Origin of the sequence: Streptomyces sp. NPDC051364, assembly GCF_040682115.1 — a bacterium.
In the GTDB taxonomy this organism is placed as follows: Bacteria; Actinomycetota; Actinomycetes; order Streptomycetales; family Streptomycetaceae; genus Streptomyces.
Genome location: NZ_JBFBAH010000029.1, coordinates 36981 through 50481 on the forward strand (window position 1 = coordinate 36981; position 13501 = coordinate 50481).

12 protein-coding genes are annotated in these 13501 nt (G+C 70.7%); 7 read left to right on the forward strand and 5 right to left on the reverse strand.

Annotated features, from left to right (window positions below; all coding sequences use genetic code 11):
- Positions 1-11 precede the first annotated feature (11 nt).
- A complete protein-coding gene (locus AB0M76_RS35035; RefSeq protein WP_365956800.1) occupies positions 12-1241 on the forward strand; it encodes a serine hydrolase domain-containing protein in 1230 nt (409 codons plus the stop codon).
- Here AB0M76_RS35035 and AB0M76_RS35040 read toward each other — a convergent pair.
- The 3 genes from AB0M76_RS35040 to AB0M76_RS35050 form a co-directional block, all read right to left on the reverse strand.
- The gene (locus tag AB0M76_RS35040; RefSeq protein WP_365956801.1) at positions 1208-1708 is read right to left on the reverse strand and encodes a hypothetical protein; all 501 of its coding nucleotides are present in this window, start codon (positions 1706-1708) and stop codon (positions 1208-1210) included. The two genes, AB0M76_RS35035 and AB0M76_RS35040, sit on opposite strands and share 34 nt — an antisense overlap.
- Before the next feature lie 98 nt (positions 1709-1806).
- Positions 1807-2985 (reverse strand): spermidine/putrescine ABC transporter substrate-binding protein, encoded by a 1179-nt coding sequence (locus tag AB0M76_RS35045; protein WP_365956802.1) that lies wholly within the window; start codon positions 2983-2985, stop codon positions 1807-1809.
- Between the two features lie 104 nt (positions 2986-3089).
- Positions 3090-4529 (reverse strand): gamma-aminobutyraldehyde dehydrogenase, encoded by a 1440-nt coding sequence (locus AB0M76_RS35050; RefSeq protein WP_365956803.1) that lies wholly within the window; start codon positions 4527-4529, stop codon positions 3090-3092.
- Between the two features lie 169 nt (positions 4530-4698).
- Here AB0M76_RS35050 and AB0M76_RS35055 point away from each other — a divergent pair, with 169 nt between their 5' ends.
- The 6 genes from AB0M76_RS35055 to AB0M76_RS35080 all read left to right on the forward strand — a co-directional run bounded on the left by AB0M76_RS35055 (position 4699) and on the right by AB0M76_RS35080 (position 10707).
- Positions 4699-5202: an Lrp/AsnC family transcriptional regulator gene (locus AB0M76_RS35055; RefSeq protein ID WP_030298396.1), complete on the forward strand. Its 504-nt coding sequence runs from the start codon at positions 4699-4701 to the stop codon at positions 5200-5202.
- A gap of 3 nt (positions 5203-5205) precedes the next feature.
- The gene (locus AB0M76_RS35060) at positions 5206-6567 is read left to right on the forward strand and encodes an aspartate aminotransferase family protein (RefSeq protein ID WP_365956804.1); all 1362 of its coding nucleotides are present in this window, start codon (positions 5206-5208) and stop codon (positions 6565-6567) included.
- Between the two features lie 184 nt (positions 6568-6751).
- Positions 6752-7513, forward strand: coding sequence for an ATP-binding cassette domain-containing protein (locus AB0M76_RS35065; protein WP_365956805.1), 762 nt, complete (start codon positions 6752-6754; stop codon positions 7511-7513).
- Positions 7495-8568, forward strand: a complete 1074-nt coding sequence (locus AB0M76_RS35070) for a hypothetical protein (protein WP_365956806.1) — start codon at positions 7495-7497, stop codon at positions 8566-8568. The genes AB0M76_RS35065 and AB0M76_RS35070 overlap by 19 nt, the downstream gene beginning before the upstream one ends.
- A 26-nt stretch (positions 8569-8594) precedes the next feature.
- On the forward strand, positions 8595-9686 hold the full coding sequence (locus AB0M76_RS35075) for an LOG family protein (protein ID WP_365956807.1): 1092 nt from the start codon (positions 8595-8597) through the stop codon (positions 9684-9686).
- 91 nt (positions 9687-9777) lie between these two features.
- Positions 9778-10707 carry a hypothetical protein gene (locus AB0M76_RS35080; RefSeq protein ID WP_365956808.1) on the forward strand — a complete coding sequence of 310 codons (930 nt, stop codon included), beginning with the start codon at positions 9778-9780 and terminating at the stop codon, positions 10705-10707.
- A gap of 146 nt (positions 10708-10853) precedes the next feature.
- Here the strand turns inward: AB0M76_RS35080 and AB0M76_RS35085 are convergent, their stop codons facing one another.
- On the reverse strand, positions 10854-11876 hold the full coding sequence (locus tag AB0M76_RS35085) for an ABC transporter ATP-binding protein (RefSeq protein ID WP_365956809.1): 1023 nt from the start codon (positions 11874-11876) through the stop codon (positions 10854-10856).
- A complete protein-coding gene (locus AB0M76_RS35090) occupies positions 11876-13492 on the reverse strand; it encodes an iron ABC transporter permease (protein WP_365956810.1) in 1617 nt (538 codons plus the stop codon). The genes AB0M76_RS35085 and AB0M76_RS35090 overlap by 1 nt, the downstream gene beginning before the upstream one ends.
- Positions 13493-13501 lie beyond the last annotated feature (9 nt).

Consider the following 13501-nt stretch of genomic DNA (forward strand, 5'->3'; position numbering starts at 1 on the left):
GGGTTCCCACCATGAAAGTCCGTACGCGCACACTGATCGCCACCGCTCTGGTTCTGGGCATTGCGGTTGGACCGGCCGTCGCCCATGCCGCCCCGGCGCCCGGGCCGGTGACCGCACCGGCGGCTGAGCCCGTGACCCCTGACGGCACGGCGCCGCCCGTCTACACGACCCCGCCCGACGCGGCGGCGCTGCGGAAGGCGATCGCCGGCGTCGGTCCGGACAGCAAGGATGCGACGGCCGCGCTGGTCCGGGTGGGCGGTACGAGCGGGCGCTGGGTGGGCAGTTCCGGCGTGGCCGATGTCCGCACCGGACGCAAGGCGCTCGACGGCGCCCGGTTCCGGGCGGGTTCGGTGACCAAGACCTTCACGGCGGCGGTGGTGCTCCAGCTGGCCGCCGAGGGCAAGGTCGGTCTGGACGAGCCGGTACAGCAGTATCTGCCGGGGCTGCTGCCGGCCGGGCCGAAGGGCTTCGAGCCCATCAGCGTGCGGCAGTTGCTGAACTACACGAGCGGCATCCAGCCGGCCGAGGGCCCGGGGGACTCGTTCGAGGCGCAGTACACCCACCGGTTCGACGTGGTCGACCCGCATGCGCTGATCGCCGAAGCGGTGGCGAAGGGGCCCGAGTTCCGGCCGGGCGAGAAGCAGCACTACCTCAACATCGACTACACGATCCTGGGCGTGCTGATCGAGAAGCTGACGGGGACGACATACGAGCAGGCCCTGTCCGCCCGGATCCTCAAGACGCTGGGTCTGCACCACACTTCGGTTCCGTCGCGTCGGGAGAACCGGATACCGGCCCCGCACCACCACGGCTACCAGGCAGTGCAGAAGCCCGGCGGCGAGACCTCGCTGGTCGATGTGACCGAGTGGAACTCCTCCTCCAACTGGGCCGCCGGGGACCTGATATCGACCACGGCGGACCTGGAGAAGTTCACCGAGGCCCTGTTCGGCGGCAGGGTGGTGCCGAAGGCCCAACTGGAGGAGATGTTCACGGTGCCCGCGGTGTCGGACTTCGAGTCCGGGGAGGAGGCCGTGCAGACCGCGGGGCTGAAGCGGTTCGTCCTGCCGGACGGCACGGCGGTCTACGGCAAGACGGGCTCCCGGTACGGCTACAGCACCGTGATCGGCGGGGCGCGCGATCTCTCGCGCACCCTCGTCTACTCGGTCAACTCCACCGACGCCAAGGGCCAGGACATGAACAAGGTGGCCTACGGGATCGTCGCGGCGGCCTTCGCCAGGTAGCCGTCGGGGGGCATTGCCTCGAGGCGCTTGATCATGCGGCGGAGTACCAGCAGGGGTATGACCCCGAAGACGCCGAACGACATGTCGATGACGCTCCACCCGAAGGGGATGCCCCGGATGGGGCCGCAGATCAGGGCCAGGGGGATCACGCCGGCACAGGCGATCATGCCGGCTTCGACGATCCAGATGTTGCGGACGGGGTCGCGGTGGACTCCGTAGAAGAAGACCGCGATCACCAGGTGGGCGAAGGCAAGCCAGTCGGTGCCGTAGAGGAGGAACGGATAGTCCGCATCGGCCCGGTCCAGCCCTTCCCCCACCCGCCGCAGCCATGTGTGGGACACGAGGGAGTTGGCCCAGTGCAATTCGCTGACCAGGGGGAAGGCGGTGAGACCGCTGAGCACGAGGCAGACGATGAACAGGACCAGCCAGGCACGGATCCGCCGCTGAAGGGCGCTTCTCTCGCTCATGGAAGGAAGCGTACGCCCGTTTCTGAACACGTTCAGCCGAATCTCTGAACGCGTTCAGTTCCGTGGCGGGACCGTGATCATTCGGCTCCGCCCGGCACTCAGAGACCGACGATGGCGTTCCAGCGCCGGGCGAGGGAGCGGCGCTCGGCCGAGGAGATGTCCCGGGCCACGACGAGCCGTTTGCGCATCTCCCCGTCGGGGAAGATCAGCGGGTTCTCGGCGAGTGCGGCGGTCTCCTTGTCGTCGGAGCCGGCCAGCACCTCGCGGGCAGCCGGGACCGGGCAGACGTAGTTGACGGCGGCGGCGAGCTCGGCGGCCACCTCCGGGGCGTAGTAGTAGTCGACCAGGGCCTCGGCGTTGGCCTTGTGCCGGGCCAGGTTGGGAACGAGCAGGCTCTCCGCCCAGAGCTCGGCGCCCTCCTCCGGGACAACGAACTCGATGTCGGGATTGTCGGCCTGGAGCTGGATGGCGTCGCCGGAGTACGCCTGGCAGGCCAGGACGTCGCCCTTGCTCAGATCGGAGGTGTAGTCGTTGCCGGTGAAGCGGCGAATGTGCTTCTTCTTCACCATGCTCTGCACCTGGTCGCACATCCGGTGGAAGTCGGACTCGGTCCACCGGGTGACGTCCACGCCGTCACCCTGCATCAGCAGGGCGAAGGACTCGTCCAGACCGGAGAAGAGGGTGACCTTACCCGCCAGGTCCGGGTGCCACAGGTCCTTGACGGACTTGATCTCCCGGCCCAGGGCCTTGCGGTTGTAGGCGATGCCGGTGATCCCCGACTGCCACGGGACGGTGTGCAGGCGGCCCTCGTCGAAGGCGGGGGACCCAAGCTGCGGGTCCAGGTGGGCGGCCACGTTGGGCTGCGCCGACCGGTCCATCTTCTGGGCCCAGCCCAGGTGGACGAAGCGGGCGGCCATCCAGTCGCTGACCACCACCAGGTCGTGGCCGGTCTCCTGGCGGTTCATCAGGGCCGGGCTGACCTTGCCGAAGAACTCGTCGTTGTCGTTGATCTCCTCGGTGTACCGGACCTCGATGCCGGTCTTCTCCGAGAAGGCGTCCAGCGTGGGACGGCGCTCCTCGTCCTCGTCATCGGTGTCGATGTACAGCGGCCAGTTGGAGAAGGCGACCTTCTTGTCCCGGTCGGAGCGGTCCTGGCCTCCCCGACGGTCCTCGGGGACGTAGGCAGCCGGCACACCGCAGCCGGCGAGGGCCGCGAACAGGCCGGCGGCACCGAGGCCGCGCAGTGCCGCGCGGCGGGAGAAGGCGAGTTCAGGCATGGGCAAAGCCTCGGGGAACAGAAGAGGGCGGGCAATAGACACATTGTCTACTGCCCGCCCTCTCAAGCTCCTTCGGTGATCGATGCGATCTCCGTGGAGACCGATCAGCCGTTGAGCGAGGTCATCACGTGCTTGATGCGCGTGTAGTCCTCGAAGCCGTAGGCGGAGAGGTCCTTGCCGTAGCCGGACTTCTTGAAGCCGCCGTGGGGCATCTCGGCGACGAGCGGGATGTGGGTGTTGATCCACACGCAGCCGAAGTCGAGGTTCTTGGACATTCGCATCGCGCGGCCGTGGTCCTTGGTCCACACGGAGGAGGCGAGGGCGAACTCGACGCCGTTCGCGAACTCCAGGGCCTGGGCCTCGTCCGTGAAGGGCTGGACGGTGATGACGGGGCCGAAGACCTCGTTCTGGATGATCTCGTCGTCCTGCTTGAGGCCCGAGACCACGGTCGGGGCGTAGAAGTAGCCCTTCTCGCCGACCTGGTGGCCGCCCGCCTCGACCTTGGCGTGCGCCGGGAGGCGCTCGATGAAGCCCGCGACCTGCTTGAGCTGGTTCGGGTTGTTCAGCGGGCCGTAGAGCACGTCCTCGTCGTCCGGCTGGCCGGTCTTGGTGTCGGCCGCGGCCTTGGCGAGGGCGCTCACGAACTCGTCGTGGATGGACTCGTGCACGAGCACACGGGTCGCGGCGGTGCAGTCCTGGCCGGCGTTGAAGTAGCCGGCGACCGCGATGTCCTCGACGGCCTTCGCGATGTCGGCGTCCTCGAAGACCACGACCGGGGCCTTGCCGCCGAGCTCCAGGTGGACGCGCTTGACGTCCTTCGAGGCGCTCTCGGCGACCTGCATGCCCGCGCGCACCGAGCCGGTGATGGAGGCCATCGCCGGGGTGGAGTGCTCGACCATGGCCTTGCCGGTCTCGCGGTCACCGCAGATGACGTTGAAGACGCCCTTGGGCAGGACCGAGTCGATGATCTCGGCCATCAGGACGGTGGAGGCCGGGGTGGTGTCCGAGGGCTTGAGCACCACGGTGTTGCCCGCGGCGATGGCCGGGGCGAACTTCCACACGGCCATCATCATCGGGTAGTTCCACGGCGCGACCTGGGCGCATACGCCGACCGGCTCACGGCGGATGATCGAGGTCATCCCGTCCATGTACTCGCCGGCCGAGCGGCCCTCGAGCAGGCGGGCCGCACCCGCGAAGAAGCGGATCTGGTCCACCATCGGCGGCAGCTCCTCGCTGGCCGTGAGGCCCAGCGGCTTGCCGGTGTTCTCCGACTCGGCGGCCACGAGCTCGTCCGCGCGCGCCTCGAAGGCGTCCGCGATCTTGAGCAGGGCCTTCTGCCGCTCGGAGGGGGTGGTGTCGCGCCAGCCCGGGAAGGCGGCCGCGGCAGCGGCCATGGCGGCGTCGACATCGGCCTGGCCGGAGAGCGGGGCGGTGGCGTACACCTCGCCGGTGGCGGGGTTGACCACCTCGGTGGTCCGCCCGTCGGCGGCGTCCTTGAACTCTCCGCCGATGTAGTTGCGCAGACGACGCAGTTCGGTGGTCACTCCAGCCACACTCCTGATCACATGTCCAACGATTGAGACGAATCCCAATCTTAGCCCCTAGGCGGACGCTTTCGGCAGGGCCAGACGCCACGAACTACGAAATCAGTGAGATCAAGGTCCCCAGACAACGGATTTCATCGATTCCGTCTTGCGGAACAGACGACTCCTCGTGCACAGTGAGGTCGTGGTCAGTCGAAGCGCAGATTCCAGGAACAGACAACCGTCCCCTTCGGTCGATGCTGTGTCCCTGGCGATCATCGAGCAACTGCAGGAGGACGGGCGCCGTCCCTACGCAGCGATCGGCAAGGCCGTCGGCCTGTCGGAGGCAGCTGTACGCCAGCGCGTGCAGAAGCTGCTCGACCAGGGCGTCATGCAGATCGTCGCCGTCACCGACCCGCTCACCGTGGGCCTGCGACGCCAGGCCATGGTCGGCATCAACGTCGAGGGTGACCTCGACCCGGTGGCCGACGCACTGACCCAGATGGCCGAGTGCGAGTACGTGGTCATGACCGCGGGCTCGTTCGACCTGATGGTGGAGATCGTCTGCGAGGACGACGACCACCTGCTGGAGACGATCAACAAGAAGATCCGCGCGCTCCCCGGCGTGCGATCAACCGAAAGCTTCGTTTATCTGAAGCTGAAGAAGCAGACCTACATGTGGGGAACTCGATAGCCCGTGAGCCAGGACCTCTCCAAGACCGCATACGACCACCTGTGGATGCACTTCACCCGCATGTCGTCGTACGAGAACTCCCCCGTCCCCACCATCGTGCGGGGTGAGGGCGCCTACATCTTCGACGACAAGGGCAAGCGCTACCTGGACGGTCTCGCCGGACTGTTCGTGGTCAACGCCGGTCACGGCCGCAAGGAACTGGCCGAGGTCGCCTACAAGCAGGCCCAGCAACTCGCGTTCTTCCCCATCTGGTCGTACGCGCACCCCCAGGCCGTCGAGCTGGCCGAGCGCCTCGCCGGCTACGCCCCGGGCGACCTGAACAAGGTCTTCTTCACCACCGGCGGCGGCGAGGCCGTCGAGACCGCGTGGAAGCTCGCCAAGCAGTACTTCAAGCTGCAGGGCAAGCACACCAAGTACAAGGTCATCTCCCGCGCGGTCGCCTACCACGGCACCCCGCAGGGCGCCCTGTCCATCACCGGCCTGCCGGCCCTGAAGGCCCCCTTCGAGCCGCTGGTACCCGGCGCGCACAAGGTGCCGAACACCAACATCTACCGCGCCCCGATCTACGGCGACGACCCGGAGGCCTTCGGCCGCTGGTGCGCCGACCAGATCGAGCAGGAGATCCTGTTCGAGGGCGCCGACACCGTCGCCGCCGTCTTCCTCGAGCCGGTGCAGAACGCCGGCGGCTGCTTCCCCCCGCCGCCCGGGTACTTCCAGCGGGTCCGCGAGATCTGCGACGAGTACGACGTGCTCCTCGTCTCCGACGAGACGATCTGCGCCTTCGGCCGCCTCGGCACGATGTTCGCCTGTGACAAGTTCGACTACATCCCGGACATGATCACCTGCGCCAAGGGCATGACCTCGGGCTACTCCCCGATCGGTGCCTGCATCGTCTCGGACCGCATCGCCGAGCCGTTCTACAAGGGCGGCAACACCTTCCTGCACGGCTACACCTTCGGCGGACACCCGGTGTCCTCCGCGGTGGCGCTCGCCAACCTCGACATCTTCGACAAGGAAGGCCTCAACCAGCACGTGCTGGACAACGAGGACGCCTTCTTCTCGACGCTGAAGAAGCTGCACGACCTGCCCATCGTCGGCGACGTCCGCGGCAACGGCTTCTTCTACGGCATCGAGCTCGTCAAGGACAAGGTCACCAAGGAGTCCTTCACGGACGAGGAGACCGAGCGCGTGCTCTACGGCTTCCTCTCCAAGGCGCTCTTCGAGAACGGCCTGTACTGCCGTGCCGACGACCGTGGCGACCCGGTCATCCAGCTGGCCCCGCCGCTGATCGCGGACCAGGGCACCTTCGACGAGATCGAAGGCATCCTGCGCTCGGTGCTCACCGAGGCGTGGACCAAGCTGTAACCGGCAGCGCTGCAAAGAGCGGCAAATAGTCCGAACCACACGGCCCGGATCCTCCGTTCGAGTGAGAACGCGGGGGTCCGGGCCGTGTGCTGTCACCATCCAAGACGTTCATCTCTTTACATCTCAGTGCGGCGCCAGTGACCGAACCGGTTCCGCTTCGTTCCCCCGGACGGAGGTGTACGCCATGGTGGCTCCACCGGACAACGCCCCACCGGACAATGACGTCCTCTGGGCACGGTCCGTTCACTACTCCCACAGCGGTTCACCCGGCCTCATCGGGGTCTCGGTCGGCGTCCGCCAGGGCGAGATCCTGGCCCTGACCGGCCCGCGCGGCAGCGGGAAGACCACGCTGCTGCGATGCCTGGCCGGACACGTGGTGCCCGAGCAGGGCGAGATCTGGTTCAACAGCGTGCCCGTCCACACCATGGGCGCGCTGGCCCGCGAACGGCTGCGCCGCGACCGGTTCGGCTGGATCGGCCCCGATCCCCTGCTGCTGCCCGAGCTCAAGGTCTGGGAGAACGCCGCCCTGCCCCTGCTGATCGCCGGCGCCTCCCACCGCACGGCCAAGGCAGCCGCCTGCGAATGGCTGGACCGCCTCGACATCGGCGGCTTCGCCCGCAAGCGCCCGCGTGCCCTGACCCGCGCCGAATCCCAGCGGGTCGCCCTCGCCCGGGCCCTCGTGAACGAGCCCGCCGTGGTCTTCGCCGACGAACCCACCGCCCCGCTGCACCGCACCGAGCGCGCCCTGCTGCTCCGTACGCTCACCACCGCGGCCCGCTCGCACGAGATCACCGTGGTGCTGGCCACGCACGACGAGGAGACCGCGACCGTCGCCGACCGCCGGGTCGCGCTGCTCGACGGCCGCCCCGCCGGAACCGCGGCCGCCGTCGGCGGTCTTTCCGACGAGACCCCGGAGGGCCAGGCCGCGTGCTCGCTCTCCGCCTAGCCCGCGGCTCCCGCCCGCTCGTCCAGCTGCGCCGGCTGCTGGTCGCCGCCGCCTGCGCCGGCACCGGTTTCCTCCTGCTGTACGTGCTCGCCGAGGCCACCGCCCGGCCTGCCGGATCGTTCCCGCGCCTGCTGTGGGCCCTGGTCCCGCTCGCCGTCACCGTGCAGTTCGCGGTCGCCGTCGCCCGGACGGACCCCTCGACCCGCCCCCGCGAGGGGATGGACGCCGTCGGGCTGGGCCCCGTACGGCTCGCCCTCGTCGCGGCGGTCTCCACCGCCGTCTCGTGCACCCTGGGCAGCGCCCTGGCCCTGGCCGCCTTCCTCCATCTGCGGGGCGACCTCACCGGCCTGCCCTTCGACGGAGCCGGGGCCCGAATGCTGCACGCCGACCGGCCGCTGCCCGTGGCGGCCGCCCTCACCCTGCTGGCCCTGGTGCCGCTGACCGCCTCCGCCGCCACGGCCCTCGCCCTGCGCCCGCACCCTCCGCTGGCCCCGCAGACCGGCCTGCCCTGGGGTATCGCGCTCACCGCCTGCGGACTGGCGGTCGAGGCGTACACGGGCCTCGGCGGCGCCGGCATGCCGGCCGGCTGGGCACTCACCGCCGTCGGGCTCTCCCTCGCGGGGCCGGGCCTGGCCTACGCCTGCGGGGCCATGGTGCAGACGGTCCGCCCGGGCGCCATGCGGCTGCTGGCCGGGCGGACCCTCCAGGAGGAGGCGCCCCGGCTGGGCCGTCCGCTCGGCCTGCTGTGCGCGGTCGGCGCGGGTGCCCTCACCGCCGCGGCCCTGCGCGACCGGGGCGGCCTCCCCGTCCCGCTGGGCCCGCTGACCGGGCCGGCCTGCGCCCTGGTGGCGCTGTGCGTGGCCGCGACCCTGCTCACCTGCGCCGTGGAGGTCCGCCAGCACCGCTCCGACACCCGCGCGACCCTGCGCGACCTGGGCACTCCGGGCACGGTCCTGCGTACGGCCGCGACCCTGCGGGCCACCGCGCTGGCGGCCGTATGCGTACCGGTCGTATGGGGTGTGGCGCAGCTGACGTCACTGGCGTTGACCCGCTGACACGGGCAGCCCTTAGGGTGGGCCGAATGGTCAACGCAGACATCGAGATCGAGACGCTCGCCGAATTCGACCAGGTCGTGGCCCGCGGCTCGCTCAGCGGCTACCGGATCCAGTCGGTCAACCTGCTGGAGCGCACGTTCGCCCTCCTGTCCGCCGACACCTCCGCGGCCGTCTTCCTGGGCTGTGCGATGGAGCCCGACGCGTCGGCCAAGGTGCGTGCGGACGGTGCGCTGGTCTTCCCGCCGGTGCCGGACCTGCCCTTCAACCCGTACCGGGGCCTGCTGTACACCGCCGACGAGCTGTTCGCGGGGCTGTCCGCCGGATACGAGGCCACTCCTGACGCCCAGTCGTACGCCTGGTTCCAGGAGACCAAGGCGGACGGCGACATCTTCTCCTCGATGCTGCGGTCCATCCACGACGACGCGATCTCCGACGCCCTCGACGAGCACCTCGCCGGTGCCCGGGTGGTCGGTGTCATGGGCGGCCATGCGATGGCCCGCGGCGGTCTGGACTACCAGGGCGCGGCCGAACTCGGCCGGGAGCTCACCCGGTCCGGGCTGACGGTGGCCACCGGCGGCGGACCCGGCGCGATGGAGGCCGCCAACCTCGGCGCCTACCTGGCTCCGGCCCCGGACCACGCCCTGGCGGAGGCCCTGGAGATCCTGGCCAAGGCCCCGTCCTTCGCGCCCTCGGTCTCCGAGTGGGCGCAGGCGGCGTTCGCCGTACGGGACCGCTGGCCCGGCGGCGGCGACTCGGTGGGGATCCCGACCTGGTTCTACGGGCACGAGCCGCCGAACGCCTTCGCCGGCCACATCGCCAAGTACTTCGCGAACGCCACCCGCGAGGACGGGCTGCTCGCCCGGTCGAACGCGGGTGTGGTCTTCCTGCCGGGCGCCGCGGGCACCCTCCAGGAGATATTCGACAACGCGACGCCGAACTACTACGGGTCGCGGGGCGAGCCGACCCCGATGGTGCTGGTCGGGCGTACGCACTGGACCGAGCACCTGCCCGCGTGGCCGCTGCTCCAGGCGCTGGCGCGAGGCCGTGCGATGGAGTCCCGGATCGCGCTGGTCGACTCGGTGGCCGAGGTCCCCGCCGTACTCGCTTCGATGAAGTGAGTGACGGACCGAGGCAACTTCCCGGCCCGATCGCACGTCTGCCATAGGTAATCAAAGTGCAAAACCCTGCCAGACGTGAACGGAGCCCTCGGTGCTCATAGGCCTGCTGACCGCGATCGCGGCATCCATCTGCTACGGCACGGGGTCCGTCCTGCAAGCCGTCGGCTCGCGCAAAGCGGCCCGGATGTCCCCGGCCGCCGCCGGGGTGACCGCGCACGGCGGCCCGAACCTCTCGTCCACCGCGAAGGCGGCGATGACGTGGGAGTTCATCGTCGGCACCATCCTGGACTTCGTCGGCTTCGGACTGGGCGCGCTCGCCGCCCGGCTGCTGCCCCTGTTCCTCTCCCAGACGGTGATCAGTGCCAACCTGGTGATCACCGCCGTGCTGAGCGTGAAGATGCTGGACATCCGGCTGACCCGGAAGGAATGGACCTCGATCGGGGTCGTCTGCGCGGCGCTGGTGCTGCTGGCGACGGCGGCGGGCCACGAGGGCGGCCACCACGCCCCGATGTCCACGCACTGGTGGCTGTTCGCCGTGACCCTGCTGATCATCGCGGGTGGCACGGTGGCCGTCCGCCTCCTGGGCGCCCGGGCCGCGATCCTCGCGGGCCTGCTGTCGGGCCTGGCCTTCGGCGCGCTCGGCGTCGGCGTCCGCATCCTCGACGGGGTCGACCCGTTCGACCTGGGCAAGCTGCTCGCCGACCCGGCCCTCTACGCCATCCTGCTGGCCGGTGTGGGCGGCATGTACCTGCACACGGTCGCCCTCCAGATCGGCTCGGTGAACGGCGCGACAGCCGCATTGGTGGTCGGCGAGACCGTTCTGCCGGGTGCGATCGGCGTCCTGTGGCTGGGCGACGCGTCGCGGCCGGGCCTGGCATGGCTGGCGGTCCTCGGCTTCGTCCTGGCCGTCACGGGCGCGGTGGCCGTCGCCTGGTACGGCAACCACGACGGCGCAGAAACCCCGGCCGAAGACCCCACCCCCGAATCCGCCCCCGCCAATCCCAGCCCCGCCGGCGTGTGAGGCGCGGGGTCCGGGGCGGAGCCCCGGGTCCGTTCAGCCCGACCGGCGTTTGAGGACCGGGTCCGGGCCGAGCCCGGGTGGGGGCACCTCCCAGCGGTAGCTGGGGGAGGGCGAAGGGCGGGCAGGGGACAAGCCCCGCGCAGCGGCTACACCGCCGGGAGGACGACCACCTCGGCCGGGGCGAAGGACACCGCGACCCGGTCCCCCACGGCCGGGGCACCGGCCAGCCCGCACTCCGCCTCCAGCTCCGGCCCCGCCTCCGGCCGCAGCCGCAGCGCCACATGCGTCCCACGGAACGTCCGTGCGAGCACCTCACACCGCAGCCCGGCCGCCGCGAGCACCACACCCGCCGGCCGGACCAGGATCCGCCGCTCGCCCTGCGGGGAACCGGCCGGCACCAGGACCTTGCCCCAGGCCGTCACCGCGGCCCCGCCCGACACCTTCGCCGGGACCACGTTCTCGAAGCCGAGGAACCGCGCCACGAACTCCGAGGCCGGCCGCTGCCAGACCTCCAGCGGGGTCCCGGCCTGCGCGATCCGCCCGTCCTGCATCACCACCACCCGGTCGGCCAGGGCGAAGGCCTCCCCCTGGTCGTGGGTGACGGCCAGCACCGTGGTCCCGAGCCGGGAGAACAGCCCCCGCAGCTCCACCACCAGCCGCTCGCGCAGCCCCCGGTCCAGCTGCCCCAGCGGTTCGTCCAGCATCAGCAGCCGCGGTGCGGGGGCCAGCGCCCGGGCCAGGGCCACCCGCTGCTGCTCACCGCCCGAGAGGGAGGACACGGACCGGCCCTGGGCCCCGGGCAGCCCGACCAGCTCCAGCAATTCCGCGACCCGGGCTTCGCAGGACCCGCGGCCGGAGCCCCCCATGCGCAGCCCGAACGCGACGTTCCCGCCCACGTCCCGGTGCGGGAACAGCTGGTGGTCCTGGAACATCAGGCCGACCCCGCGCCGGTGCACGGGCACCCGTACCTGGTCCGCCCCGCCGAGCAGCACCCGCCCGGAGGAGACCGGCTGGAGTCCGGCGACGACCCGCAGCAGCGTGGACTTGCCGCTCCCGCTCGGCCCGAGCACGCACACGATCTCGTGCTCGGCGACCTCCAGATCCACCACGTCGACGACGGCACGCTCGCCGAAGCGGACCGACACCCCGGCCAGTTCGAGCAACGTCATCAGAACTCTCCCGAGGTCTTGTCGGGGCGCAGCCGCTCCAGCACCAGCAGGGACACCGCGCACACCAGCATCAGAATCGTGCTCAGGGCCATCGCCTGCCCGTAGTTGAGTTCACCGGCCCGTCCCAGCAGCCGTGCCACGGCCACCGGCAGCGTCGGACGGTCGGGCCGCGCGATGAAGACGGTCGCGCCGAACTCCCCCAGCGAGACGGCGAAGGCGAACCCGGCCGCGATCAGCAGCGCCCGCCGCACCAGCGGCAGGTCCACCTCCCGCCAGGCCCGCAGCGGGGACGCCCCGAGCACGGCGGCGGCCTCGCGCAGCCGCCCGTCGACGGCGCGCAGCACCGGCAGCATGGTCCGTACGACGAACGGCACGCCCACCAGCGCCTGGGCCAGTGGCACCAGGATCCACGAGGTCCGCAGATCCAGCGGCGGCTCGTCCAGGGTGATCAGGAAGCCGAAGCCGACGGTCACCGCCGACACCCCCAGCGGAAGCATCAGCAGCGCATCGAACCCGCGCACGAACCGGCCCCCGCGCCGGGTCAGCGCCGCAGCCGCGAGCCCCCCGATCACCAGGGCGATGGCGGTGGCGGCGAGCGCGTACTGCAAGGAGTTCCAGATCGCCTCCAGCGGTGGCACCAGGAACGTTCCGCCGCCGGCGCCCGCGTCCTGGAGCGCCCGGTAGAAGCCGAACCCGTACCCGCCCGGGGCGTCGAAGGACCGTTCCACCAGAACCAGCAGCGGGGCCACGATCAGGAGCGCCACCGTCAGCAGCACCCCGCCCAGCAGGGCGCGCTGCCCGGGCCCGCTCGGCCGGTGTGCGGTCCGCGCCGGGTCCACCAGCCTCAGGGCGGTCTCGCGCCTGCGCACGGTCCAGGCGTGAATACCGAGGATCAGGCCGACCGCCACGAACTGCACCATCGTGAGGACGGCGGCCGTCGGCAGGTCCAGCAGCTGCGCGGTCTGCCGGTAGACCTCCACCTCGAGGGTGGCGTACGAGGGACCGCCCAGGATCTGCACGACGCCGAAGGAGGTGAAGGTGAACAGGAACACCATCAGCGAGGCGGCGGCCACGGCCGGCCCGAGCGCGGGCAGCGTCACCCGCCGCCAGGCGGCGAACCGCCCGGCGCCCAGCACCCGGGCGGCCTCCTCCTGGCGCGGGTCGAGCTGTGCCCAGAGCCCGCCGACCGTCCGTACGACGACGGCGTAGTTGAAGAAGACGTGCGCGAGCAGGATCGCCCACACGGTGGTGTCCAGCCGGACGCCCCACAGCTCGTCCAGCAGCCCGCCCCGCCCGACCAGCGCCAGGAAGGCCGTGCCGACCACCACGGTCGGCAGCACGAACGGGACCGTGACCACCGCCCGCAGCAGCTGTTTGCCGGGGAACTCGAAGCGCGCGAAGACGTACGCGCCGGGGAGTGCGATCAGGAGCGTGAGCGCCGTGGACGCGAACGCCTGCCAGGTGGTGAACCAGAGCACCTCGGCGATGTCGGGCTGGGTCAGCACCTCGCCGATCCGGCCGAACTGCCAGCCGTCCTCGGTCTTGATCCCGCGGCCGACGATCGCGGCGACGGGATAGGCGAAGAACAGCCCGAAGAAGGCGAGCGGTACGGCCATCAGGGCGAG

Excerpts from the sequence above, each read along its gene's own strand:
- AB0M76_RS35035 (WP_365956800.1), top strand. The coding sequence starts at position 12 with ATGAAAGTCCGTACGCGCACACTGATCGCCACCGCTCTGGTTCTGGGC.
- AB0M76_RS35040 (WP_365956801.1), bottom strand. The coding sequence starts at position 1,708 with ATGAGCGAGAGAAGCGCCCTTCAGCGGCGGATCCGTGCCTGGCTGGTC.
- AB0M76_RS35045 (WP_365956802.1), bottom strand. The coding sequence starts at position 2,985 with ATGCCTGAACTCGCCTTCTCCCGCCGCGCGGCACTGCGCGGCCTCGGT.
- AB0M76_RS35065 (WP_365956805.1), top strand. The coding sequence starts at position 6,752 with ATGGTGGCTCCACCGGACAACGCCCCACCGGACAATGACGTCCTCTGG.
- AB0M76_RS35075 (WP_365956807.1), top strand. The coding sequence starts at position 8,595 with ATGGTCAACGCAGACATCGAGATCGAGACGCTCGCCGAATTCGACCAG.
- AB0M76_RS35085 (WP_365956809.1), bottom strand. The coding sequence starts at position 11,876 with ATGACGTTGCTCGAACTGGCCGGGGTGTCGGTCCGCTTCGGCGAGCGT.
- AB0M76_RS35090 (WP_365956810.1), bottom strand. The coding sequence starts at position 13,492 with ATGGCCGTACCGCTCGCCTTCTTCGGGCTGTTCTTCGCCTATCCCGTC.